Origin of the sequence: Hoskinsella mucinilytica, assembly GCF_045223415.1 — a bacterium.
Taxonomy (GTDB): domain Bacteria; phylum Bacillota_I; class Bacilli_A; order Erysipelotrichales; family Erysipelotrichaceae; genus Hoskinsella; species Hoskinsella mucinilytica.
Genome location: NZ_JBEQZJ010000015.1, coordinates 39,277 through 62,703 on the forward strand (window position 1 = coordinate 39,277; position 23,427 = coordinate 62,703).

27 protein-coding genes are annotated in these 23,427 nt (G+C 35.2%); 19 read left to right on the plus strand and 8 right to left on the minus strand.

What is annotated here, in order from left to right; all coding sequences use genetic code 11:
- The first annotated feature begins 238 nt into the window (after positions 1-238).
- The 11 genes from UGRO018_RS06940 (at position 239) to UGRO018_RS06990 (ending at position 10,478) form a co-directional block, all read left to right on the plus strand.
- Positions 239-1,051 (plus strand): 3D domain-containing protein, encoded by an 813-nt coding sequence (locus UGRO018_RS06940; protein WP_416325745.1) that lies wholly within the window; start codon positions 239-241, stop codon positions 1,049-1,051.
- Positions 1,052-1,147: 96 nt separating this feature from the next.
- The gene (locus tag UGRO018_RS06945; RefSeq protein WP_416325746.1) at positions 1,148-2,416 is read left to right on the plus strand and encodes an aminoacyltransferase; all 1,269 of its coding nucleotides are present in this window, start codon (positions 1,148-1,150) and stop codon (positions 2,414-2,416) included.
- A 61-nt stretch (positions 2,417-2,477) separates the two neighbouring features.
- A complete protein-coding gene (locus tag UGRO018_RS06950; protein WP_416325747.1) occupies positions 2,478-3,242 on the plus strand; it encodes a DUF3658 domain-containing protein in 765 nt (254 codons plus the stop codon).
- Positions 3,243-3,310: 68 nt separating this feature from the next.
- Positions 3,311-3,850, plus strand: coding sequence for a ribonuclease M5 (gene rnmV, locus UGRO018_RS06955; RefSeq protein WP_416325748.1), 540 nt, complete (start codon positions 3,311-3,313; stop codon positions 3,848-3,850).
- Positions 3,850-4,707, plus strand: a complete 858-nt coding sequence (rsmA, locus tag UGRO018_RS06960; protein WP_416325783.1) for a 16S rRNA (adenine(1518)-N(6)/adenine(1519)-N(6))-dimethyltransferase RsmA — start codon at positions 3,850-3,852, stop codon at positions 4,705-4,707. The genes rnmV and rsmA overlap by 1 nt, the downstream gene beginning before the upstream one ends.
- Entirely contained in the window at positions 4,697-5,539 is an 843-nt protein-coding gene (gene ispE / locus UGRO018_RS06965) for a 4-(cytidine 5'-diphospho)-2-C-methyl-D-erythritol kinase (protein ID WP_416325749.1), read from the plus strand. Before rsmA ends, ispE begins: the two co-directional genes overlap by 11 nt.
- A 104-nt stretch (positions 5,540-5,643) precedes the next feature.
- The gene (locus UGRO018_RS06970) at positions 5,644-6,333 is read left to right on the plus strand and encodes a response regulator transcription factor (protein WP_416325750.1); all 690 of its coding nucleotides are present in this window, start codon (positions 5,644-5,646) and stop codon (positions 6,331-6,333) included.
- On the plus strand, positions 6,326-7,633 hold the full coding sequence (locus tag UGRO018_RS06975; RefSeq protein WP_416325751.1) for a HAMP domain-containing sensor histidine kinase: 1,308 nt from the start codon (positions 6,326-6,328) through the stop codon (positions 7,631-7,633). The genes UGRO018_RS06970 and UGRO018_RS06975 overlap by 8 nt, the downstream gene beginning before the upstream one ends.
- Positions 7,634-7,775: 142 nt before the next feature.
- Positions 7,776-9,128, plus strand: coding sequence for a bifunctional UDP-N-acetylglucosamine diphosphorylase/glucosamine-1-phosphate N-acetyltransferase GlmU (gene glmU, locus UGRO018_RS06980; RefSeq protein ID WP_416325752.1), 1,353 nt, complete (start codon positions 7,776-7,778; stop codon positions 9,126-9,128).
- A gap of 25 nt (positions 9,129-9,153) precedes the next feature.
- Positions 9,154-10,107, plus strand: a complete 954-nt coding sequence (locus UGRO018_RS06985) for a ribose-phosphate diphosphokinase (protein WP_416325753.1) — start codon at positions 9,154-9,156, stop codon at positions 10,105-10,107.
- Positions 10,108-10,124: 17 nt separating this feature from the next.
- Complete coding sequence (locus tag UGRO018_RS06990) at positions 10,125-10,478, plus strand: DUF1622 domain-containing protein (RefSeq protein WP_416325754.1); 354 nt, start codon at positions 10,125-10,127, stop codon at positions 10,476-10,478.
- 149 nt (positions 10,479-10,627) lie between these two features.
- Here the strand turns inward: UGRO018_RS06990 and UGRO018_RS06995 are convergent, their stop codons facing one another.
- The 4 genes from UGRO018_RS06995 to UGRO018_RS07010 all read right to left on the minus strand — a co-directional run bounded on the left by UGRO018_RS06995 (position 10,628) and on the right by UGRO018_RS07010 (position 15,308).
- Positions 10,628-11,728: a helix-turn-helix domain-containing protein gene (locus UGRO018_RS06995; RefSeq protein WP_416325755.1), complete on the minus strand. Its 1,101-nt coding sequence runs from the start codon at positions 11,726-11,728 to the stop codon at positions 10,628-10,630.
- A gap of 136 nt (positions 11,729-11,864) precedes the next feature.
- A complete protein-coding gene (locus UGRO018_RS07000) occupies positions 11,865-12,713 on the minus strand; it encodes a prepilin-type N-terminal cleavage/methylation domain-containing protein (protein ID WP_416325756.1) in 849 nt (282 codons plus the stop codon).
- 964 nt (positions 12,714-13,677) lie between these two features.
- A complete protein-coding gene (locus tag UGRO018_RS07005) occupies positions 13,678-14,442 on the minus strand; it encodes a 4Fe-4S binding protein (protein ID WP_416325757.1) in 765 nt (254 codons plus the stop codon).
- 101 nt (positions 14,443-14,543) lie between these two features.
- Positions 14,544-15,308, minus strand: a complete 765-nt coding sequence (locus tag UGRO018_RS07010; RefSeq protein WP_416325758.1) for a hypothetical protein — start codon at positions 15,306-15,308, stop codon at positions 14,544-14,546.
- A gap of 78 nt (positions 15,309-15,386) precedes the next feature.
- Here UGRO018_RS07010 and UGRO018_RS07015 point away from each other — a divergent pair, with 78 nt between their 5' ends.
- The 5 genes from UGRO018_RS07015 (at position 15,387) to mnmE (ending at position 19,378) form a co-directional block, all read left to right on the plus strand.
- Positions 15,387-16,145 (plus strand): polysaccharide deacetylase family protein, encoded by a 759-nt coding sequence (locus UGRO018_RS07015; protein WP_416325759.1) that lies wholly within the window; start codon positions 15,387-15,389, stop codon positions 16,143-16,145.
- A gap of 82 nt (positions 16,146-16,227) precedes the next feature.
- Complete coding sequence (locus UGRO018_RS07020; protein ID WP_416325760.1) at positions 16,228-16,962, plus strand: DUF2087 domain-containing protein; 735 nt, start codon at positions 16,228-16,230, stop codon at positions 16,960-16,962.
- 105 nt (positions 16,963-17,067) lie between these two features.
- Positions 17,068-17,439, plus strand: coding sequence for a nuclear transport factor 2-like protein (locus UGRO018_RS07025; protein WP_416325761.1), 372 nt, complete (start codon positions 17,068-17,070; stop codon positions 17,437-17,439).
- 85 nt (positions 17,440-17,524) lie between these two features.
- Positions 17,525-17,875, plus strand: a complete 351-nt coding sequence (locus UGRO018_RS07030) for a PTS sugar transporter subunit IIB (protein ID WP_416325762.1) — start codon at positions 17,525-17,527, stop codon at positions 17,873-17,875.
- A gap of 171 nt (positions 17,876-18,046) precedes the next feature.
- Positions 18,047-19,378: a tRNA uridine-5-carboxymethylaminomethyl(34) synthesis GTPase MnmE gene (gene mnmE / locus UGRO018_RS07035; RefSeq protein ID WP_416325763.1), complete on the plus strand. Its 1,332-nt coding sequence runs from the start codon at positions 18,047-18,049 to the stop codon at positions 19,376-19,378.
- 45 nt (positions 19,379-19,423) lie between these two features.
- Here the strand turns inward: mnmE and dcd are convergent, their stop codons facing one another.
- The gene (gene dcd / locus UGRO018_RS07040) at positions 19,424-19,966 is read right to left on the minus strand and encodes a dCTP deaminase (protein ID WP_416325764.1); all 543 of its coding nucleotides are present in this window, start codon (positions 19,964-19,966) and stop codon (positions 19,424-19,426) included.
- Between the two features lie 158 nt (positions 19,967-20,124).
- On the opposite strand from dcd, the gene UGRO018_RS07045 reads away from it, so the two are divergent.
- Positions 20,125-20,895, plus strand: coding sequence for a TatD family hydrolase (locus tag UGRO018_RS07045; protein ID WP_416325765.1), 771 nt, complete (start codon positions 20,125-20,127; stop codon positions 20,893-20,895).
- Positions 20,896-20,908: 13 nt separating this feature from the next.
- Here the strand turns inward: UGRO018_RS07045 and UGRO018_RS07050 are convergent, their stop codons facing one another.
- Together UGRO018_RS07050 and UGRO018_RS07055 are read right to left on the minus strand one after the other, a co-directional pair.
- Positions 20,909-21,277 (minus strand): metal-dependent transcriptional regulator, encoded by a 369-nt coding sequence (locus UGRO018_RS07050; protein WP_416325766.1) that lies wholly within the window; start codon positions 21,275-21,277, stop codon positions 20,909-20,911.
- Positions 21,278-21,325: 48 nt separating this feature from the next.
- Positions 21,326-21,685 (minus strand): arsenate reductase family protein, encoded by a 360-nt coding sequence (locus UGRO018_RS07055; RefSeq protein WP_416325767.1) that lies wholly within the window; start codon positions 21,683-21,685, stop codon positions 21,326-21,328.
- 269 nt (positions 21,686-21,954) lie between these two features.
- On the opposite strand from UGRO018_RS07055, the gene UGRO018_RS07060 reads away from it, so the two are divergent.
- Positions 21,955-22,083 (plus strand): hypothetical protein, encoded by a 129-nt coding sequence (locus UGRO018_RS07060; RefSeq protein ID WP_416325768.1) that lies wholly within the window; start codon positions 21,955-21,957, stop codon positions 22,081-22,083.
- A 136-nt stretch (positions 22,084-22,219) separates the two neighbouring features.
- Here UGRO018_RS07060 and UGRO018_RS07065 read toward each other — a convergent pair whose 3' ends face one another.
- Positions 22,220-22,558, minus strand: coding sequence for a hypothetical protein (locus UGRO018_RS07065; protein ID WP_416325769.1), 339 nt, complete (start codon positions 22,556-22,558; stop codon positions 22,220-22,222).
- A 134-nt stretch (positions 22,559-22,692) separates the two neighbouring features.
- Here UGRO018_RS07065 and chbG point away from each other — a divergent pair, with 134 nt between their 5' ends.
- On the plus strand, positions 22,693-23,415 hold the full coding sequence (chbG, locus tag UGRO018_RS07070; RefSeq protein WP_416325770.1) for a chitin disaccharide deacetylase: 723 nt from the start codon (positions 22,693-22,695) through the stop codon (positions 23,413-23,415).
- Positions 23,416-23,427 lie beyond the last annotated feature (12 nt).

Sequence of the window (23,427 nt, forward strand, 5' to 3'; positions counted from 1 at the left end):
ATTGAATTACAAAATTTCACAAATAAATCAGGTGAATGAAAGAAACCTGAAAGTTTCAAAAAGTAAACATTAGCCTTTATTTAAGGGTTTTGGAATAAAAACACATGCGAGAGCATAGGTATAAAATAGAATAAAGTGAGCAGAATAAGACCAAAAGGAATGTTAAAAAATAAAAAAATTGGACAAGTTGAAAGAATTGTGATAGACTAGTGCATGTTTCATTAAAGGAGGAACATTAATGAAGTCAAGACGAATCTTATTATTCGCTTTATTCACCTGTGTTTTCGCTTTATATGGATGTGTCAGCTCCGTATCAGATGTAGCATCTGAACGTAATCTGACTATGAACATCAAGGAGAATACATTCGTAGGTAATGTATTAGATAGCAACTCTCTTATGCCGATGGCAAGAAATCAGGTTCAAAAGAATGACCTTATTCAGATCATGAATGGAACTTATGAACATATGCCACGTGTGCGTACGCTGGAAGGTAAGTTAAAAGCAACATCTACTTTACAGCAAGTAGCGAATGACTACACAAAGCAAGTGAAAGAAAAACAGAAAAAATTAAAGGAAGAAAAAGAAAAGGCGGAAGCCTTAAGAAAAGAAAAAGAGGAAGCAAAAAAGAAACAGGAAGCAGAAGAGCGTTTACCTGCTTTTGAGGGAAAAATTACAACTTATGGCGTAGATTGTTATGGTTGTTCCTTTACCAATGGTAGAGGTGGTACGGCAACCGGAGTAGCATTGGATATCAATGCCGGTGTGCAACAAAGTGATGGAAGCTTTCAGCCGGGTATTAAATATGGTAATTACTATATTGTGGCGGCAGATCCAAGCATTCCGATGTATTCTATATTGAAAATCAGTAATCATGGGTTAAGTGGTAGTGGGATTTCTCCCGATGAACCTTTTTATGCCATCGTATTAGATCGTGGTGGAGCCATTTATGGAGGACATTTAGATCTATATATCGGTAGTGAAAATTCCGGTGCTGTCGTACAGGCAGGACCTGCATCACCAACCATTCAGGTTGTCAGCTACGGTGGATAACACAAACCTGCGCTTTTCATAGTGCAGGTTTTTCATCTTTTCAAGATATTTGTATGTTTTGTGGTATAATAAAACAGCAAAAGGAGGTTCTATGCAATGGAGTTTGTAGAATTACAAGAAAAAGAATTTGCGCAGTTTGCGCTTCATCATGAGCTGAATAATCTATGGCAGACACCGAATATGGCGAAGATGAGGGAACAGCGTGGTTTTCATACATCTTATGTAGGAGTAAAAGAAGAAGGAAATATCATCGCAGCAAGTATGCTTTCTTCTATTCCTGTATTTATGGGATACTCTATGGTACAACTATTAAGAGGACCATTGATCGATTTTAAGAATAAAGAAGTATATACCTTCTTTCATCAACATTTGGTTGCTTATTTAAAACAACAGAAATGCTTATATTTTCATATCGATCCTTATCTTCCTTATAAGGAAAGGGATTTAGAAGGAGAACTTGTAGAAGGTGGATTTGACAATAGCGATGTTGTAGAGATGTTAACATCTTTGGGTTATCGCCATGAAGGATTTACTCGTGGAATTGATTTAACAAGAGAGCCTAGATGGATCTATACCATTGATTTGAAAGATAAGACATCGGATGATGTATTAAAACAGATGGAACGTAAAACCCTTCGAAGTGTGAAAAAAGCCATGAAATATAATGTTCAGGTCAATGAATTAGACCGTGATCATATTTATGTTTATGAAAATGTAATTCAACAAACCGGAGAGCGTAGAGGCTTTCAAGGAAGAGATGAAGAATATCATCAGCGTTTATATGATTTTTATCATGAAGATGGATATATCAAGTTTTTATGTGCAACCTTGGACTTAAACGATTATAAAGAGGATTTAAAAAAGGATCTGGCTTCGAATACAAAAGAGAGAGATACTTGTGCGAAACGTTTAGAACAACAAGAGAGCACTAAGATTCGAAAAAAGATGGATCTGGCACAGGAACAAATCGATCAGTTAGAAGATAAATTGAAGGAAGCAGATGAAATGATTCAAACAGATGGGCAAGTACTTACGTTGGCAAGTGGTGTTTTCTTTACTTATGGTAAAGAAGTGTTATGTTTGATGAGTGGTGTCTATGAAAAATATATGCGATTTGCGGCTCCTTACGCAATGCATTGGAAGATGATGAATTATGTTATTGAACATGGAATGCAACGTTATAATCTATATGGTATGAGTGGAAACTTTGATCCTAAAGCCGAAGATTATGGTGTTTATTTGTTTAAAAAAGGATTTCAAGGAGAGATTCAAGAATTGATCGGTGACTTTGATTATATCGTGCATCCTGGCATGTATCGATTATATCAATTCTTACGTAGTATGAAACATAAGATCAAAGGATAAACCTATAAGATGTCGCTACATAAGATGGTGGCATCTGTTTTTTATAAAGAGGAGGGAAACTATGTTAGAGATTTGTTTTTCATCATCGTTACAAGGCAGTTTAAAGGCTTTTGGTGGGAACGTAGGGACGATTCTATATCCTTGTTTTGGCTTATCCTATGGTGATATCAGTGATCCATTTTGTAAAGAAACAAGAAAACAAGCATTCGATATCCAACAATATGGGAATTCGATAGATGCATTCGAAAACAAATGGCAAGAAATGAGTAAGGATCTGAGTGATTTAACTTCTCATTGTGAAGAACAAGTGATACGGTTTTGGGTCGATCCTACAGCAGATAGCATATGTGGATTCTTATTCCTTGCGGATGTGTTGCGTGATAAGAAGATAGACGCAAGGCTCATGTGGTTACCGGCATGGATAACCTTACAAGATGCAATGGAACTACCTAAAGAATGGGGAGAAGTCGTCTTAACAGAAAAGTTGAGTGCTTTGTTAGATAAGGAAATCAAAGTACCAAAGCTTTATATGGAATACTTATCAGATGAATGGAGACGTTTACAACAAGATCATGCATTACTAAGAGCAACGATCAATGGTAACATATGTAGTGTGCCGGATGATTTCTATGATCATTTCATCAAAGCCGTAATCAAAGATGAACCTATAAAAATCGGTTTGTGTATGTTTCAGGTAGTAAGCAACATTCAAATTTCAGATTTCATCATCTATGAGCGGATCAAACATATGTTGATGAGTAAGGAATTGTTGATGATAGAAGAAAATATAGAAGCTCCTTTAGAAAGCGTCATTCAAAAAGCTTAATGGAAAAGAATAATATCTTTCTTTTTAAGGGGGAATAGGATAAAATAGGATAGAGTGTGGTGTTGAATATGAAAATTAAAGAAATTATCGTGGTAGAAGGAAAAAATGATACCAATGTATTACAGAGCTACTTACAATGCGATACAATAGAAACGCATGGAACCAGTCTTGGTGAGGCAGTGTTCAAACAGATCGAACAAGCAAAGAAGACAAGAGGAGTCATCATTTTTACTGACCCTGATCATCCGGGAGAGAAAATAAGAAATGCGATCAATCAACGTATTCCCGGCTGTAAGAATGCATTTATCGATGTACATAAAGCAAAGACAACCAAAAAAGTCGGTGTTGAGCATGCCAATAAAAACGATATCGAAGAAGCTTTGGCTCATTTGATGACATATGAAGAAGGTTTTGAAGATACGTTAAGTTATGAGGAGTATATCGATCTTGGTTTTCAAGGAAGAGTGGATAGTGGTGCCAGAAGAGAACAACTCGCAAGAGCTTTGTATTTAGGAAAACCAAACGCCAAGACATTATTTAAACGATTAAACATGCTGAGAATGGACAAAAAAGCAGTACAAGAGTTGATGGAGGATGTACAGAAATGATAAATAAACCGATTGCGACACCTTCCAGAACCAAAGAAATCCTTGCGACATATGATATGTTTGCGAAAAAAAACTATGGACAAAACTTTTTGGTAGATCCCAGTGTGGTAGAGAAAATCGCAAGAAATGCGGTTGTATCCGATCATTGTGTGGTACTGGAAATCGGTCCCGGTATTGGTGCCTTAACACAATATTTATGTGAATATGCACAAAAAGTCATTTCCTTTGAGATTGATGAGCGTTTACCTGATGTACTTGCGGATACCTTAGCGGAATATGATCATTTTGAATTGGTCATGCAAGATTTTTTGAACGTGGATCTAAAATCCTATGTTACACAATATACCAAAGAAGGCTATGATGTCGTGATAGCGGCCAATTTGCCTTATTATATTACAACACCGATCTTATTTAAGATATTCGAATCTAAGGCAGAGATCGCAGCGATTACGGTAATGATGCAAAAAGAAGTCGCAGATCGATTCAATGCAGTTGTCAATACAAAGGAATACAATGCATTAAGCATTGTGACGCAATATCGATGCCATGTGAAAAGCGTGATGAAGGTACCAAAAAATGTCTTTATGCCAAAACCGAATGTAGATAGTGCAGTCTTGCAATTTACATTTAAAGAAAACGATGAAGAATTTGATGAGGATGCATTTTTTGAATTGGTAAAAGGCTGTTTCAAACAAAGAAGAAAAACGATTTTGAATAATTATGGTGCCTATGTAGAAGACAAAGTGCAAGCAAAAAAAGAACTGATGATGGCAGGAATCGATGAACAACGTCGTGCAGAGAGCATGACATTGGATGAATTTAAACATTTGTATGAGGTACATATTCATGAAAATTAAAGCACATGCGAAAATTAATCTTAGTCTGGATGTGATAAAAAAACGAGATGACGGTTATCATGAATTAGAGATGATCATGGTACCATTAACGCTTTGCGATATCATCACGATAGAAAAAGCGGATACGGAATGCTTTTGTTGCGATGATGAAACCTTACTTATCGATGAAACTAATACCATTGTAAAGGCTGTGCGATTGATGGAAACATGCTATGGTGTAAAACAAAAATTTCATATTCATGTGGAAAAGCATATTCCGATGCAAGCCGGTATGGCAGGTGGAAGTGCAGATGCTGCAGCTGTTTTAAAAGGAATTGTAACCTTGATGGAGCTACCTATCCCTATTTCTGAACTAAGTATGCAATCAAAAAGTATCGGTGCAGATGTACCCTTTTGTGTATATGAAACTCCGGCAATCGTGAAAGGGATCGGGGAAAAAATTCAACCGATTTCCATAGGATTCGATTTTGAAATCCTACTCGTAAAACCATCTATGGGAGTACCAACCGGTAAGGCATTCTCACTCATTGATTTTACTACCTGTGAACACCCGGATGCACATCAAGTAGAACAGGCACTTCAAAAAAAAGATTATGAAGCATTTTGTAAATCACTTGGCAATACACTGGAACAACCTGCGTTTTTGATGGTACCTGAAATTAAAGAAATCAAACAAACACTCCTTGCGATGGGCTTTGATGCTGTATTGATGTCAGGAAGTGGTTCTACTGTATTTGCGATCACCAAAGACCATGATTTGATGAAGCGTGCAATCACACAATGTACAAGATCAGACTATTTTGTATGTCAGACAAGAATCATACGATCCTAAAGGCGTAAGTAACGCCTTATTTCTTAATGTTTCTTAAATGTGTTGCTTTTTGAAACATATCTATACCGCATGAGGTATAATAATACATGAAATGAGGGATTTTCTTGAGTAATAACATATTGATCGTTGATGACAATCCGGAAATCCGAGAAGTCGTCAATGTACTTTTGACAAATGAAGGCTATCAGATCGAAGAAGCTAGTGATGGAGCCCAAGCGATTCAAAAGATACATGACAAGGATCTGATCATCTTAGATATCATGATGCCGGGTATGGATGGATACGAAGTTTGTAGGAAAATCAGAGAAATGAGCAATGCGCCCATTCTTTTTCTTACGGCAAAATCAAGGGACCAAGATAAGACATTAGGATTCTCTTGCGGTGGCGATGATTATCTTCCAAAACCTTTTAGCTATGCGGAACTTTTGAGTAGAGTAAAAGCTTTATTAAGAAGATACACGGTATATAAAGGAAAAGAGGTATCTTTAACAGATACGATCTTAGAAAGCTATGATTTAAAACTGGATACTGAAAATCAACAGGTATATCTTGGCGAAGAATTGATCTCTTTAACCGACTTGGAATATCATATATTAGAATTATTGATGAAAAACCCTAAAAAAACCTTTTCGAATCAGGACCTATATGAGAATGTTTGGAAAGAACCTTATCTATATACTGCCAATAATACCATCATGGTACATATCAGAAACTTAAGAAAAAAGCTAAATATCAACCCACAAAATCCACTTTATATCAAAACTGTATGGGGAAAGGGGTATCGCTTTGAGTAATCTTTGGAAAAAGCTGAGCTATAAGTTCCTTTTTATTGTCGTAGGATCCTTTTTTGGTAGCGTGCTTTTATTTTATGTATTATTTGTGAACCGTTACATCGTAACGGATTTTTTCCTTAACCATTATACTGATTTGAAAAGTACAAGTGATCAGGTTGCGGAAATGCAAAATAAAATTGACAAGGCCAAGATGTCAAAAAAAGATAAGGCAGCCATACGAAACCTTATGAAACAATACCCAACGTTATCTTTACAACTTTACAGCAATGATCGAGAATATATCGCAGATCATATTTTAAGTGAAGATGGAATTTCCATCAGTACCAATTCCTTATGGGTTGAATTATATTACCCAGAGGAAGAGGATTATCGTTTGAAATTCTATGATGGAAACTGTTATTTGGTCGTACAGTCCTATCAAGGCATGAGTTTTATGGTCATTTATTTATTTGCGATCTCAACGATTTGTATCGTTCTCTTTTTTAGCATCATCATTCATTTTGTCAGAAAGAAAATGAAATATGTATTACAGCTGGAAAATGAAATGAAGCTCATTGAAAATGGCGATTTGGGACATGAGATCATACAGAAGGGGAACGATGAAATCGCATCCCTTGCGGCCCAATTGGATCAGTTAAGAATTGCTTTAAAGGAAAATATGGAAAAAGAAAAGGAAGCACGATCTGCGAATGAGGAATTGATTACTACCATGAGTCATGATCTAAGAACACCATTGACTTCTTTGTTGGGATATTTGGATATCTTAGATATGAAAATATATAAAAACGAACAAGACCATGATGCATATATTGAAAAATGTAAACAAAAGGCAGAACAAATCAAAAAAATGTCTGATCGTTTATTCACACATTTCTTTGTCTATGCGCAAGATGACGATATTCTACTTCAAAAAATTTCAACAAAAAGCATCAAAGAGACTTTAATGAATTGTTGTGCGGAATTAAAAGGAAATGAGTTTCAAGTTGAGATTGAGTTGGGTGAAGAGGATGGTATCCTCATGGGAGATCATAGCTTGATCGATCGTATTTTCGATAATGTATTTTCCAATATTGTAAAGTATGCAGATAAAGATCATATCGAAATCAGTATGAAGATCATCGATCATCAATTGACCATGAATTTTACCAATACCATCAAGCAAGTCAGCTTCAAAGAAGAAAGTACAAACATTGGTTTAAAGAGCATGGAAAAGATGTTGCATCAAATGAATGGAACATTATTTACAAGTTCTGATGAGCATATCTTTAGCTTGAAATTGATGATTCCAATGCTAAAATAAAGGGCACTCATAGCGATTTTATGGAAAATGCTGAAAAAATTGATGAAATTTTTGCAGGTATCGACAGAAATCGCCAAGAAATGGGCATAGTGCCTTTTTTTTGTACGTGAATTTTGATAAAATAGTAACGGAGGCGTTTTCTATGAAATCTGCGATAGTATTAGCTGCCGGTAAAGGCACAAGAATGAAATCCGACTTATGCAAGGTCATGCATCCAGTTTGCAACAAACCAATGATTGGACATATCATTACCAGCTTAAAAAAAGCAGGAGTTGAAAATATCGTTGTTGTTGTCGGACATGGGGCAGAAAGTGTAAAAGAATATTTAAAAGATGAAGTACAGTATGCATTACAGGAGCCACAGTTAGGAACTGGACATGCTGTTATGCAAGCATCAGCTCTGGAAGGATTCGATGGAGATACCATTGTACTATGTGGAGATGGACCATTGATTCAGCCGGAAACGATTCAAGCAGCTTTTGAGGCAAATAAAGATCATACATGTACGGTTTTAACTGCAGTGCTTCCTGATGGAGAGCGCTATGGAAGAATCGTACGTAAAAATGATACGGTTGAAAAAATCGTAGAAGCAAAGGACTGTACACCGAAGGAACTTGAAATCAAAGAAATCAATACCGGTTTGTTCTGCTTTAAAAACAAAGAATTATTTGAGGGATTGAAAAAGATCAAAAATGAAAATGCTCAGAATGAGTATTATCTGACAGATCTGGTAGAAATTTTTCATAACGAAGGAAAAAGTGTCAATGCTATGATTGTTGATGATCCTGATGAAACGATGGGGGTCAATGATCGTTTAGATTTAGCAAAAGCACAAAAATGGATGAAACTACATGTAAACAAAAAGCATATGTTGAATGGCGTTTCCATCATTGATCCGGAAAACACCTATATCGATGTAGATGTAGAAATCGGACAAGATACTGTGATATATCCAAATGTTTGGATCGAAGGTGATACCATCATCGGTAAAAACGTAACGATATTGCCAAATTCTTTCTTGCGTAATGCAGAAATCAAAGATGATGTTGTCATTGATTCCAGTAAAATTGTAGAAAGTAAGGTTGGAAAGGGTACGACCATTGGGCCTATGTCCCATTTGAGAAACAATACGGAAATCTGTGAGAATTGCCGTATTGGAAATTTTGTGGAATTTAAAAATTCCCACTTTGGTAACGGAAGTAAATGTGCGCATTTAACATATATCGGTGACAGTGATTTTGGTGAAAAGATCAATGTCGGATGTGGTGTTGTTACGGTAAATTATGATGGTAAAAACAAGTATCGCACAACCGTAAAGGATGGCGCATTTATCGGCAGTAACTGTAACCTGATTGCCCCTGTGACAATTGGCGAAAACGTGTTGCTGGCAGCGGGCTCTACCATCACCGATTCTGTAGAAGATGGTGATATGGGGATCGCAAGAGCTAGACAGTCCAATAAAAAAGGATTTGGAACGAAGTACAAGAACAAATAGGAAAGGAACAGGTAGAGTTAGTACAATGGAAAAGAAAACAGTAGTTTTTGCGTTAACATCAAGTGTAGGATTAGCAAATGAAATCGTAGGTCAGTTAGGTATTCCTTTAGGACAATGCGATGTAAAACATTTCTCTGATGGAGAAATCATGGTAGAGCTAGGGGAATCTGTACGTGGTAAAAACGTATATATTGTTCAGTCTACATGTGCTCCTGTCAGCAGTAACATTATGGAGGTCTTGATTGCAATTGATGCTTGCAAGCGTGCCAGTGCAGCACATATCTCTGTAGTTATGCCATACTTTGGCTATGCAAGACAGGATAGAAAAGCAAAAGCAAGACAACCAATCACATCAAAACTGGTTGCAGATTTGCTTGAAACAGCCGGAGCAAATCGTGTCATCACGATGGAGCTTCACGCAACACAGATTCAGGGATTCTTTGATATCCCTGCAGATGATATCAGTGCAATTCCTATTATTGGTAAATATTTTAAAGATATGAACCTTGAGGATGTTGTTGTCGTTTCTCCGGACCATGGTGGAACAACTCGTGCTAGAAAATTGGCTGAAATCCTACATGCACCACTTGCCATTATCGACAAACGTCGTCCAAAACCAAATGTAGCGGAAGCTATGAACATCATTGGTGATGTAGATGGTAAGGTCGCTATCATGGTAGATGATATCGTAGATACTGCAGGTACGTTAGCTGCAGGTATCAAAATGCTTTATGATAAAGGCGCAACTGCTGTATATGCAAGCTGTGTTCATGGTGTATTGTCAGGACCTGCAATCGAGCGTTTGAAAGCAGCAAATTTAGCAGGATTCATCTGTACCAACACAATTGAAAACAATGAAAAAGCTGCAGAATACCCTGAAATGAAGGTATTATCTGTTGGCCCAGTGCTTGGTGAAGTTATCAAAGCAATGGAAGAAAACAGAGCTGTTAGTGACATTGTAGCTCGCTACGCTGAATAAGATAGAAAGGATTCTTTATGCTAGAACATTACATAGAACTTTTATTGCCTGAAATAGTATCTGTGCTTGAAATCATGGGTATTATCGTAATCAGTGTCGGATGCTTAAAGGCTTTTTATCACTACATGAAGGCTTATCTGACGAACAGACAATATCCCCTCAGAATTGAGTTGGCAAATGCTCTGGCATTGGGATTAGAATTTAAGATGGGAGCGGAGATCTTAAAGACCGTTCTTGTCAGAAGCATGAGTGAAATTATGATTCTTGGCGCAATTATTTTGCTTCGTGCATTATTGTCCTTGATGATTCATTTTGAAATCAAAGCAGAAAATGAGCACCATGCAGGACATCATAGTCCAAACGATTATTAAAATAAAGATCAGTCTATTTATGATAATGGACTGGTCTTTTTTCATATATATCTAAATGTATGATAAATCTTTTGTCTAATACATAAGCATCCGATCAAGCATGTAGTAACATACAACAGGAAATGACTGTCAGGATAAAAGGAATATGTTTATATCTTGTTAGTGTATGGTGTTGATTTATGATGTTTGATCTGTTCTTTTCTTAAACATATTTCATCTAAATAAGCATAAAATTGATAGCGATCTAGATCTAAATGATCAAGAATATGGAAAGGATCAATGATCTTATCCGCATACTCTCTCAAAATCTCTGCTGTTAATCTGATTTTTTCATCTGTAACACCAATCATTCCCGTATTAATGCGAATGATTTGGGCGTTTTTCGTGAAGATATAAAAATCAATTTGATAAACATTTCCACCATTGATAGGAGTTTTCGCAACAATATGAAACCATACCTTAAATGTTCTAATATCTTGATAAGAAACAAAGGAAAAGCAATCTTTGATTCGATTTTTTCTAGCGGCATGTAATAGTGCTAAATATCTTTTTTTGGATTCCTTACGGTAATAATAAATGCCATTTTCACGAAATTCATATAATTCATTAGGAAGTTTGGTACTAATACAATAATCAGACCAACTAATGATAAATGTGAGGATGGTTGCAATCACAAACGAATACCATTCATATTGTATTTCCCATGCACCCACATGTAAAATATGGGGAAGACTAGCAAGGAAAAAGATGATCCAGGAAGTAAATATCCAAAGGAGTGGGAATGTCAATATTTCAATGAATATTAATCTCTTCTTACTCATTCTCTGTTGGTTCCAGACTGATATCAAACTACCTGCTTCTTGAAAAGGAGTCTTTTCTCTTTTATGTTGGATGATGTCATCATATTGCTTTACTGTATAAGAAATAAGTGGAACATTACTTTTTTTAATATCTTCGCAAAGCTTTTCTTTTAATTGCAGTTCTTCGTGTTGTAGCTCTAATTCTTTCATTTGATGATCCATGATTTCTTGTAGACTGATTTCATGAGCATAATATCTTCTGATTTCTTCCATAGGGATACCCAAACTTCGAAATAACTTGATCTCCTTTAATTTGTTTACATCCTCTTCACTAAAATCTCTATACTTGCTTTCAGGTCTTCGTCGGATGGTGATCAATCCCATTTCTTCATAAAACCGAATACTATGTGTACTCATACCAACAAGTTTTTCAACATCTTTAATTTTCATAAGGTTATACCTCAACTTTCATCTTTATTGAACACCTTAGAGGTACTCAAAAGTCAATCGTTTTCATGAAATAAGTGAGCAATATTTATATATAAAACCAAACATGAAGAAAAAAGAGTTTTATGAACTCTTTTCATCAATTATTATCCGGTTTAAAGCTAGAAACATCTAAATATGGAAAGCTTCCATCTACATTCTTTGTTTTGACAGTAACCACACCACTGCGAATCACAGGAACAGATTGAAATTGTTGATCACTGTAATCAAATAAGGTTACTTTGACGGTTTGATTGATATCTTCTTTTGTTAATTGATGTTCCGTTACCATGATGGATACATTATTTTCTGCGCCACTGAAATTTTTTGATTGTCTATAAATGCTAAAACTATAATCATTATCACTGAACCCAAAGTCTTCCGATAACTTAGTCTTTATCTTGATTCCGAAATTCTTTCCTTCTGAATCGATATTTGATGTAGAAGTTCTTTCAAATAAATAGTCATAAATAGAGATAAGTTTTGAACCATCTTTCAGAAATTTAACTTGTGCAATATTGCTTAGATTACGATTTAACCTTTTCGCAAGTGTGATAGGTTCTGCATTAGTTTTAATTTCAAAACGTTGTTCTTCATCATAATAATAAATGAATTTTTGATTTAGCTCTATTGTGAAATCACCGGATCCATTCTTTTGCTTATTGAGCTCTATTTCTAATAGATCTGCTTGTGTACCGCTGTTTGTAATGATTTGTTTATGGATTAGATCATCATTGGGTAATCGTTCTAGATCATCGCTATGATATAGCTTTGCGCCCATTTCTTTTGTGGCTAACAATACACTACGGGCTTCCGTTAAGAGCTGAGCATCCTTAGCCTTAGATACATAGCCCATAATAGATGGTATCATAATGGCAAGCAAGATACCTATGATCAATAACACGACAATGATTTCTACCATTGTAAATCCTTTTCTATTCCTTTTCATGATATTCTCCTCAAATCTATTATAACGCATTTTTTAGGAATTTCGTCATCATATACTAACTTTTACAAATTTCGATATGTATATAAATGATAAACAAAATGTAAAAAGTTGTAAACGGAATGAAAATTGTATCAAAAACACATTGACGAATGAAAGTTTTTCAGATATGATATACATCACATGGGAATAAAACCGATGAAATGGAACATTTGATATGAGCACGTAAAGAGAGCAGGGAATGGTGAGATCCTGCCGTATGCTGTATTGATATGTGGGCCATAGAGGGCAAAGGGAACAGGCAAACTGCCTTAGTATACAAGACGTTGTTCACGTTACGAACAAATGCGAGAGCATGAGTGGATTCTTTTATTAGAATCAAGTAAGGTGGCACCGCAGGCGATTTGGCTTGTCCTTAATCTGTTTCACAGAAAGGATAAGTTTTTTTATGTAAGTATTACATGGGAGTTGAGAATTCAGCATGATCTGACTCCCATGCGTTTCAGAATTCAAATGAACATTGAATGATTAAGAAGCCCATATCGTTTTATGAAGGATGTTGAAAAAACCATACAACCATCAACATTCGTCATCTGTTTTACATTCCTGATAAATTGCAATATAGATGCTCATAAAAGGATACTTATATCATCCATGTATTACCCCTTCTATCACTGATTCTGACAAAACTACCATCCACATGCTGAACCATATAAGGCTGATCCGATGTACTTACCAGTTGATAAATCTTATCATAAACAGATCTGAACCCTATCCGATTCTTCCTCAAAAAATGATGATATATTCAGATCCTACCTTTAGCTTCTACTCTCTTGCAGGAAATCAATCTCACCTGCATAAATGATTCAATATGGAAGTACATCAGGAATGCCCATCATCTTATTGGTAAAAATGATGGTATACAATGATAAAAAGCAATCGTTGGATTGCTTTTTATGTTATTTTCTTAAATTAATTCAATCTCTTTTCTTGTTTCGCAAGCTTTCTTCAATTTTAAAGTTGCGCCCTTCAATAAGACAGGATTTACTTTGCGTGCATGTTGAGGACAGATTGTTACACACCGCATGCAAGAGATGCATTTTGATGTATCAGTTTCCTGTGGATGGTCAGGATGGATCGCTTCCATTGGACACTGTATTGCACAAGCACCACATTTTGTGCAATCCTTACCGGCTTTTGGAACCATAGGAATCGTCTTTAATTCTTTATAAGGACGATGACCGGGTACACTGATCTCTGTTGTCGTATCGTTATCTAAACGAACAAATAGGTTTTTGAGATATTCATGCATTTGTTCTACATCTGTTGTATCAGGTCTACCTGATCCATAAATATGCATAATGGAATGTTCGCATATGATAGCCATTGCACCGATTGGAGAAAATCCTTGTTGTTTTACAAAGTCATACAACTCGATCAATGTATCTTCATAGGCTCTATTTCCATAAGTAACAAGTAAGATACATGGTGTATGGTTACCGTGTATGCTTTTGAATTTATCTAATGCAATCGCCGGAGTTCTTCCACCAAAAGAAGGAACCGCAAAGATAGCTAAGTCATTCATACCGAAAGTTTGTTCATAATAACTGGCATGAGCTGTAAGATTATGAAGCGAAGAAGGAACGATAAGTTGTTTTTGAATATCTTTACAAACTTGCTCCGTATGATTGGCAGGACTAAAATAGATGATATGTGCTTCATTGATGTTCATAATGTTTTATCTGGTATCAGATCGATGATATTACATCATGTGATACCTTTTCCTTTCTAACAATCTTTTAAAACGAGAGATTGATAGCGTTGTAAATTGTTTTATTCTTGAAAAATATGTTGGATAAATCGTTTTGGACCTTTCTGATAAAGAAATACGATACCTTGGTTTCCATATTCTCTAAAGATATCATCAAAATAAAACATTCCGGCAACTTTGGGAAACTGGCTCCAAAAATCTCCACTGGTTGCGTGAATCAAGATGTTATGTTGTAATGCCTTATTTTCAATATCTAAAGATTGTGCTAACATTGAAAATGCTTTTTCTTTATATGGTTCATATTTATCGGTATAAAATTTATAAAGCTTTGCGTCTTCATTCCATGATAAGAAGTGTGATAAACCATTGGTAAAGGTAAAATAGTCCAACAAGTCTAGATAATTCTTACTAGATAGTGGATAGCGAGAATGGATACATAACTTGGTAATCTCTAAAGTAAGAAAATTTTCCATAACATAAACCATTTGAGAAATGATCGGTGTGATATTTGCGATTTTGATTAGATCCAATAGCAGATATATCTGATCATCTTTTTTTATGACGTTATGTTCCTCTGTGCCGACAACAGGAAGAATTATGATATGTTCCAAACATTCTTTTTCATCATGAAATATCTCATTCCAAAGAACTCGATTAAAGATCGGGAATTCTTCTATGATGGATTCAAGCTGTGTGGATAGCTCTTTGCATACATCTTTACGTTTTTGATCTGGCTGTTTAAATTTGTTTAATAAAGGAAAAAAATGACATTGTTTGATTTCTTTATCCTGTAAAAAGGCATGGATGATTTCCCATTCGCATTTCATATCATCACCTCATCCCTATTGTATCACGTTTTCGTTTAAGAAAGAATCAAAAGACCATACTAAATACAGGTGATGAACATGAATAAGAAAACATTTCAAAAAGTTTTGATTGCGAGTATAGGGTTTTTGGTTTTTGTGACATTTATGGCAATCGTATTTCGTCATTTTGCGGATGAAGCCACAAAGCCAGCAGTTGCGAAAGCAGAGGAAAAAGTGATGTATCTGACTTTTGATGATGGACCTAGCAAACATACTGCAGAGGTATTGAACATATTAAAAGAAAACGATGTCAAAGCAACCTTTTTTGTGACAGGGGAATTTCCGGAATATGAGTCAATGATCAAAGAAGAAAAGGATCAAGGACATGCCATCGGAGTCCATACATACTCTCATGATTATGCGAAAATCTATACAAGTCCTGAGGCATATTTTAAGGATATCGATGAAGTAAATGAAATCATCAAACGTCAAACAGGATCGACTACACCCTTTCTGCGCTTTCCAGGGGGTGCCAGTAATACGGTTTCTCGTAAATACAATCAAGGAATCATGACTGTATTATCTAAACAGGTTCAAGATAAAGGCTATCAATATTATGACTGGAATGCTGAAAACGGAGATGGAAATCCGGGATTGAGTGCGGATACTTTGATAGAAACGGCATTAAAGGAAGCAAAAGGAAAACAGAGCGTAATGATGTTAATGCATGATGGCGCAGGGAATGGCGAAACTGTAAAAGCTTTACCTGCTATTTTAAAGGAATTCAAAGCACAAGGTTATGAGTTTAAGGTGATCGATCCTACCACACCGATTTTTCACCATCATATCGCCAACTAATCAAAACACCTTCTTGTCTATAGAAAAATCAATGAAACATGATATAATGTGGATAGATTTTATAAACAAGGAGGTGCTTTTTTTGAAGGAAAACAGAAGTTCTTTGGAAGAGATAAAATGTGGATATCGCAAAGAAGAGCATGGATATCGATGCCTTATGTGTGATACCATGTTTTGCGAAGATGAAGTGTATCCGATTGATGGTCATTTTCTTACTGCAAAGGCTGCAGTGAAGTATCATATTGAACAACAACATGGAGGTTGTTTTGAACAATTACTTGAGTTGGATAAAAAAGATAATAGTTTGACTGAAGTACAAAAGGTGTTATTTCGCTATATCAGAGAAGGAAAAAGTGATAAGGAAATCGCCAATCTTACCAATACCAGTGCCTCTACCATACGTCATCAGCGATTTGTCTTTAAAGAAAAGGCAAAACAAGCAAGGATATATTTAGCACTTTATGAATTGGCAATGGAGAATAAAGATGATCATTTTTTACATATTCACGCAACCGCAAAGCAAGTAGATGATCGTTTTATCGCCACAGAAAAAGAAGAACAACAGGTATTAGATACGATGTTTCTAACATTACAGCCATTAAAATTAAAACAGTTTCCGGTGAAGGAAAAGAAAAAGATCATTGTTCTTCGCACCATTGTAAAACAATTAGATCCAAATAAGCGATATCAAGAAAAAGAATTAAATGCTTTATTAAAAGATATTTATGAGGATCACGTAACCATTCGCAGGTATTTAATAGAATATGGTTATTTAGATCGAACGAAAGATTGTAAGGAATATTGGGTGAAGACATGATGAATGAAAGTATCCATTGGTATGAAAACGATGATCAAAGAAAGCATGTCTCGAGTCGTTTAAAAAAGTTGCTTTTCGTAATATAACATAGAGAGGAGCAACGATATGACAAAGAAAGAAATCGCTTATCAGTTTTGGAATCACATGACAAATCAGCATTTTCAAGAATTAGAGCATTTATTTCATGAAGATGCTGTTATTCAATGGCCGAATACAAATGAAATATTTTCTGTGAAACAATTCATAATCGCAAATGCAAGCTATCCCGGAGAGTGGAAGGAAACAGTGAAATCTGTTTATGAAATAGAACAAGGAGTGATAACGGAAACCTTGGTAGAGGATAAAGAAATGTCCTTTATAGCGATATCGATATTTCAGATAAAGGAACATAAGATTGCCACATTAAAGGAATTCTGGAGTCCAAACGGGGAAGCGCCAGCTTGGAGAAAAGCGTTGTTACATAAAGAAGTCACATGACTTCTTTTTTGATGAAATCGATTGCGTTTTCTTTTTTTAGTGGTATACTATTTAAAAAAGAACGTGAAAAACGGAGGACAAAACAATGAAATTAGATGAAGAAAAAGAATGGTTTCAAGTAACAGGGCATAAAGATATCATGATTTTCAATATCACTGGGATGAATACCGATATGGATGCGAATACCAATAGACTGATTCAAAAGATGAATCAATGTGCTAAGGATCATCAACTGGATGTTACCATCCATATGGATAGCGCATCGAAGATTGACACAAGAGGAAAAGATGCAGATATCATCTTATTAGGACCAGAACTATTTGCGATGTGTGATGAAGTAAAACAAAAGTATCCGGGTAAAGTGGTGAAGGTCATAGATCAAAAGGATTTTGGCTTTTGGGATGGTGAAAAGGTTTTGAAAGCTGCATTATCATAATTATATGCAGATGATTAAAATAGCATGAAACTATATGGTTTATGCTATTTTTATATTGTGAGGATTGGATTATATAAGCTTAAAATAAAGTGAAAAAAATAAAAATGATAGATCGTCATATCCATTGATTTCTAAGTATGATACAATATCAAAGATAACGAGGTGAAGGATATGTTACAGGATACCATAGCAGCCATTTCAACAGCAGCAGTAGATGGAGCTATTTCCATCATACGAATGAGTGGCGATGAAGCGATTTCAATTGCAGATCGTCTTTGTAGTTGCCATTTAAGTGAGAAAAAAAGTCACACCATTTCTTATGCATATATCATTGATCCACTTACAAAAGAGGCAATAGATGAAGTATTGATCTCTGTATTTAAGGCTCCTAAAACCTATACAAGAGAAGATATCGTAGAAATTAATTGCCATGGTGGTAGATTTATTACAAAAAAAATATTACAGTTATGTTTGATGCAAGGAGCAAGATTAGCACAACCGGGTGAATTCACACGACGTGCGTTCCTACATGGAAGAATTGATTTAACCCAAGCAGAAGCTATTCATGATATGATACAGGCAACAACAAATGAAAATAGTAAATTAGCGATACAAGGAATCAAAGGCAGCGTGAAAAAACTATTAGATCCATTGATTGAACAAATACTCGATATCATTGCCAATATCGAAGTAAATATCGATTATCCCGAATATGATGATGTAGAACAATTAACAAATGATATTGTATTACCTAAGGTAGAAGAATGGTTAACTCATATCGATCAAATCTTAGAACGTGCACAAAGTGGTCAGCTTCTGAAGGAAGGTATCAAAACAGCCATCATAGGAAAACCGAATGTCGGTAAAAGTAGCTTGTTGAATGCTCTGTTAGAAGAGGATAAAGCGATTGTTACTGAGATAGCGGGTACCACTCGTGATATCGTAGAAGGTCATATTCATTTGGAAGGATTGACGTTGAATTTAATTGATACCGCTGGTATCAGAGAAACAAAGGATGTTGTAGAAAAAATAGGTATTGAACGAAGTATACAGGCAATAAGTGAAGCACAATTGGTTATCTTAGTGTTAGATGCATCTAGAGATTTAGATCAACAAGATAAAGAACTTATGGATATGACAAAGGATAAAACAAGGATCATCGTATATAACAAAACAGATTTATGTAAGGTATCTGATGGTATTTCTATTAGTGCGCAAACAAAAGATATTGATGCTTTGATTCAAGAAATTCATCATTTATTTGATAAACATAAGATCGTAATGAAAGAGCCTTCTTTAGCAAATGAGCGTCAGATTTCTTTGATGCTACGAGCAAAACAAAGCATGACACAAGCTATGCTTGCCTTACAGGATGGTATGGAATTAGATATGGTTGAAATTGATATACAAGATGCATATACCTCTTTAAAAGAAATTTTAGGAGAGGTTCATAGAGAGGATCTTTTGGATACATTATTCACAAATTTCTGTTTAGGAAAATAATCGCAAGAAAAAAGCGCATAGTAGCGCTTTTTTTGAACATCAAATCTATTTTATTTTTAATTCTTCATCTAGATAAACTTTAGAACCTGTTGCGCCTCTTTGTTTTTGGTATTTTCCTTGATAAGGATGAAGCGCTGGCTCATCCATATCCGCAAATACCAACTGTCCGACACGTCTACCGGATCGTAGTTCTATCGCACAGCGATTCGCATTGAATAATTCTAACGTGATTTCTCCCTCAAAGCCAGGATCTACCCAACCGGCATTTTGTATGAATAATCCCATTCTACCAAGAGAACTTCTTCCTTCCACAAAGGCAGTTAAATGATCTGGTAAAGAAATGTATTCCATTGTAGTGGCCAAAACAAATTGTCCTGGTAATAAGATATAACTATCGGCAACCATCGTCTTATATGGAATTTCTTTTCCCATGGAAATGATTCCGGTAGAAGAATCCTCTACGATACTAAACGTATTTCCTAAACGAATATCCACACTTGCCGGCTGAATTTGATCATCTAAAAGTGGTTCGATAATGAGGCTTCTTTCCTTTGTCATTTTCATGATCGTCTTATCTGATAATATCATATGTATGTTCACCTTTCCTATTCAATAAAGTCTAGTTTATCATAGCATGAAAGTGAAAGAGCGCCAACCTTTTTCTATAGAGGAGGTGGATGAAATCAGTTTGCTGATGATAAGTGGTATGATATAATACAAGAGAAAAGAGAAAGAAGGTACATAGCATGAACTATTCTTTAATTGATACACATTGTCATATCACCTGTGATGAATTATACAGTCATATTCATGAGGTCATTATGAATGCAAAATACCATCATGTAGAACGTATGTTAATCGTATGTATTGATTGGAAAACCTTTGAACGAGCAAAAGAGCTGAAACAAAGGGAAGATATCTTCGATATTGCGATGGGCTTTCATCCTAGTGATCTCTATGATTTTCATGAGGACGATTATGATCGATTAGAAAAGGTGTTGGCAAATGATGAGGTCATTGCTTTAGGTGAAATTGGTCTGGATTATCATTGGGATCAAGTAAAACGAGAAGATCAGAAAAAAGGCTTCATTCGTCAGATTGAATTGGCCAATCAATACCATAAACCTATTTTGATACATATGAGAGATGCAACTCAGGATACGATCGAAATTCTACAACAATATGCCAAGACACCGTTTTTGATGCATTGTTTCAGTGGTAGTAAGGAAACTGCTCAAACCGTTATGCGAATGGGAGGATATATATCTTTTGCGGGACCGATCACCTTTAAAAACGCAAATCATTTGTTAGAAGTACCGGCAGTTTGTGATGTTCATAAAATATTTGTTGAAACAGATTGCCCATATCTAACACCTCATCCATTTCGTGGAAAACAAAATGAACCCATGTATGTAAATTATACCTTTGAAAAGGTTTGTGAATTACTTCATATGGATGAAAAAGATCTCAGTGAACAGATGAAGAAAAATTATCAGACCTTATTTTATCCCAAATAAAAACCATTGATTTTTAGCCAATGGTTTTTTTATAATTCTCAATTTTTTCAAATGTTTCTTCACTAATGACATGTTCGATATGACAAGCATCTTCATCTGCCTGCTCAGCACTTACACCTAAAATATTCTGTAAGAAATTAGAAATTGTTTCATGACGATGATAGACACTTTTTGCGATATCTCTACCCGCATCCGTCAAATGAATATCTCCATAGCTTTCTTGAAGCACATAGCCTTTTTCTTTTAATACATTCATTGCTTTATTCACAGATGGCTTACTAACACTCATCTTTGCTGCGACATCAACACAGCGAATTTTACCGGTACTTTCCAAAATCAGCAATGTTTCTAAATAATCTTCTAATGATTCACCTAATATCACAATTATCACCTCAAGTTTGTATACGTTTACTATAGCACAAATTCAGCTTTATGCCCATATATTCTCATAATTCTTTTCCTGGAATCCTATATATATGTTTTCCCCATCAATAACGATTGGTCGTTTGATTAACATTCCATTCTCACTTAATAATTGAAGCTGTTCATCTTCACTCATATCGGGAAGGCGATCCCTCAGTTTCCATTCTTTATATAAGTTACCACTCGTATTGAATAGTTTTTTCAAAGGTAACTTACTTAATTCCCATATATGGATAAGTTCTTCTTTAGAAGGTGTATCTTCAACAATATGACGAAAATCTACATCAACACCATGTTCTTTCAATGTTTTCATTGCTTTTTTACATGTACTACAATTAGGATATCCAATTAGAATTACTTTTTTCATCTTTATCACCGTTATCCATCATATCGTGAATGAGAAGGAAAAGCAACTTGTTTGACTGCTTGATTTTCTCAAAAATTAATTCAGCTGCGTTATTTTTTCTGAATGAGAAATTATTTTGAAAATAAAAAAAATAGCGCAATTGCCTAGGAAAAGATTGTTCGTATACCATGGAACATGCTAAAATGTGATAGACACTTTTTAGAATAGTATTTGGGATCAGGCAGAAAGGAGTGGGGTGCTTGTATCTTCCAGATGAGGAAGCATTTGAGATGATGGTCGAAATTCTTGATATTGATGAGGAGCCAGAGAATAGGGTGGAACTTGAAAAGTGGATAGAACGTTCGGGTATCGAAAATGTATTCAAAAAGGTCATTGAAATCAACATAGGACTATTATAAATCTTCTATCACAGATCCCTGGGGTGTATCTTTCTTTATATTGATAGAAGTGTTACTTTTTTTTATTATTATGCATATCATGATTGCTTATGTTGAAAAAAACTCTGGACTTCGCACACCAGAGTTTTTATTTGCGTTATCTTTTCAAATAGAATATCATATTCTTCTCATTTTTGATATCCTGTAATATGGCAATATGATAGATATTACAACCGATTCCTAGAATCAAAAGAACTACCAACAAAACAGCATCTAATTTCAAAGTAAACAAACGTTCCAAAAAGTAAGCAAATTCTGTTTCTCCTTTACCGGAATATCCGCTGTTTATGCCAATTTGAGCTGAAAGATAAGTAAATGTGATAGTAACTATCGTCTGAAGGACACCAGAAGCAATATGCTTCTTTATGATACAGTATATTCCAAACAGAAAGGATGTAGCTACCGCAAGCCAGAAAAAGATCCATAAAAACTCCATGTAAATCCATCTCCTTTATCAAAAGTATGACCCGCTTGTTATCATTTAAACACGAAAATTTTAAACCGCTTTCATATAAGCCTAATAAAGAGTATAATATAGAAGAATCATCTTGACAAGGAGGAAAAAGAAAAATGAGAAAATTAATTATAAATGCCGATGATTTTGGCTTAAGCGAAGCAGTAAACTATGGCATTTTAAAAGGTTTTCAGGAAGGAGTGGTCACATCATCTACGATTATGGCTAATATGCCTGCATTTGATCATGCGATAGCTTTGGCAAAAGCCAATCCTGATTTAGGGATAGGTGTACATTTGAATGTGACCTGTTATAAACCACTCCTTCCAACTCACAAAACGTTGATAGAAAAAGATGGCTACTTCCGAAATCAACGATATTTAGAAGAATTGGATGAAGAAGAGATTTATCAAGAATGTAAAGCACAAATGGAGAAGGTATTGGCAACCGGTATTCGAATTGATCATATAGATTCTCATCATCATATCCATACAACAAAGAAAATGAAACCGATTATTGAACGGTTGTTGAAGGAATATCCATATCCGATTCGAGGAGGTTTTACTTATCAAAACGATGCTCTACAATCAGAATTAACGATTGCATTTTATGATAAAGGAGTTTCATTAGAAAGCTTTAAACATATCGTCACAGGAATGAGTGAGAATAAAGTATATGATTTAATGTGTCATCCTGCCTACGTTGATAAATTTTTATGTAAGGTCACAAGTTATGCTATACAACGTATAGATGAGCTTGATATTCTATGTAGTAAGGATGTTAAAACATTTTTGGATAAAGAACAGATACAATTGACAACCTATCAGGATGTAAAATAGAAAGGGTGAGTG

What these genes read in the sequence shown, in the direction of transcription:
- UGRO018_RS06940 (WP_416325745.1), top strand. Translation starts at nt 239, where the DNA reads ATGAAGTCAAGACGAATCTTATTATTCGCTTTATTCACCTGTGTTTTC.
- UGRO018_RS06945 (WP_416325746.1), top strand. Translation starts at nt 1,148, where the DNA reads ATGGAGTTTGTAGAATTACAAGAAAAAGAATTTGCGCAGTTTGCGCTT.
- UGRO018_RS06950 (WP_416325747.1), top strand. Translation starts at nt 2,478, where the DNA reads ATGTTAGAGATTTGTTTTTCATCATCGTTACAAGGCAGTTTAAAGGCT.
- rnmV (WP_416325748.1), top strand. Translation starts at nt 3,311, where the DNA reads ATGAAAATTAAAGAAATTATCGTGGTAGAAGGAAAAAATGATACCAAT.
- ispE (WP_416325749.1), top strand. Translation starts at nt 4,697, where the DNA reads ATGAAAATTAAAGCACATGCGAAAATTAATCTTAGTCTGGATGTGATA.
- glmU (WP_416325752.1), top strand. Translation starts at nt 7,776, where the DNA reads ATGAAATCTGCGATAGTATTAGCTGCCGGTAAAGGCACAAGAATGAAA.
- UGRO018_RS06985 (WP_416325753.1), top strand. Translation starts at nt 9,154, where the DNA reads ATGGAAAAGAAAACAGTAGTTTTTGCGTTAACATCAAGTGTAGGATTA.
- UGRO018_RS06990 (WP_416325754.1), top strand. Translation starts at nt 10,125, where the DNA reads ATGCTAGAACATTACATAGAACTTTTATTGCCTGAAATAGTATCTGTG.
- UGRO018_RS06995 (WP_416325755.1), bottom strand. Translation starts at nt 11,728, where the DNA reads ATGAAAATTAAAGATGTTGAAAAACTTGTTGGTATGAGTACACATAGT.
- UGRO018_RS07000 (WP_416325756.1), bottom strand. Translation starts at nt 12,713, where the DNA reads ATGAAAAGGAATAGAAAAGGATTTACAATGGTAGAAATCATTGTCGTG.
- UGRO018_RS07005 (WP_416325757.1), bottom strand. Translation starts at nt 14,442, where the DNA reads ATGAACATCAATGAAGCACATATCATCTATTTTAGTCCTGCCAATCAT.
- UGRO018_RS07010 (WP_416325758.1), bottom strand. Translation starts at nt 15,308, where the DNA reads ATGAAATGCGAATGGGAAATCATCCATGCCTTTTTACAGGATAAAGAA.
- UGRO018_RS07015 (WP_416325759.1), top strand. Translation starts at nt 15,387, where the DNA reads ATGAATAAGAAAACATTTCAAAAAGTTTTGATTGCGAGTATAGGGTTT.
- UGRO018_RS07025 (WP_416325761.1), top strand. Translation starts at nt 17,068, where the DNA reads ATGACAAAGAAAGAAATCGCTTATCAGTTTTGGAATCACATGACAAAT.
- UGRO018_RS07030 (WP_416325762.1), top strand. Translation starts at nt 17,525, where the DNA reads ATGAAATTAGATGAAGAAAAAGAATGGTTTCAAGTAACAGGGCATAAA.
- mnmE (WP_416325763.1), top strand. Translation starts at nt 18,047, where the DNA reads ATGTTACAGGATACCATAGCAGCCATTTCAACAGCAGCAGTAGATGGA.
- dcd (WP_416325764.1), bottom strand. Translation starts at nt 19,966, where the DNA reads ATGATATTATCAGATAAGACGATCATGAAAATGACAAAGGAAAGAAGC.
- UGRO018_RS07045 (WP_416325765.1), top strand. Translation starts at nt 20,125, where the DNA reads ATGAACTATTCTTTAATTGATACACATTGTCATATCACCTGTGATGAA.
- UGRO018_RS07055 (WP_416325767.1), bottom strand. Translation starts at nt 21,685, where the DNA reads ATGAAAAAAGTAATTCTAATTGGATATCCTAATTGTAGTACATGTAAA.
- UGRO018_RS07060 (WP_416325768.1), top strand. Translation starts at nt 21,955, where the DNA reads ATGATGGTCGAAATTCTTGATATTGATGAGGAGCCAGAGAATAGGGTG.
- UGRO018_RS07065 (WP_416325769.1), bottom strand. Translation starts at nt 22,558, where the DNA reads ATGGAGTTTTTATGGATCTTTTTCTGGCTTGCGGTAGCTACATCCTTT.
- chbG (WP_416325770.1), top strand. Translation starts at nt 22,693, where the DNA reads ATGAGAAAATTAATTATAAATGCCGATGATTTTGGCTTAAGCGAAGCA.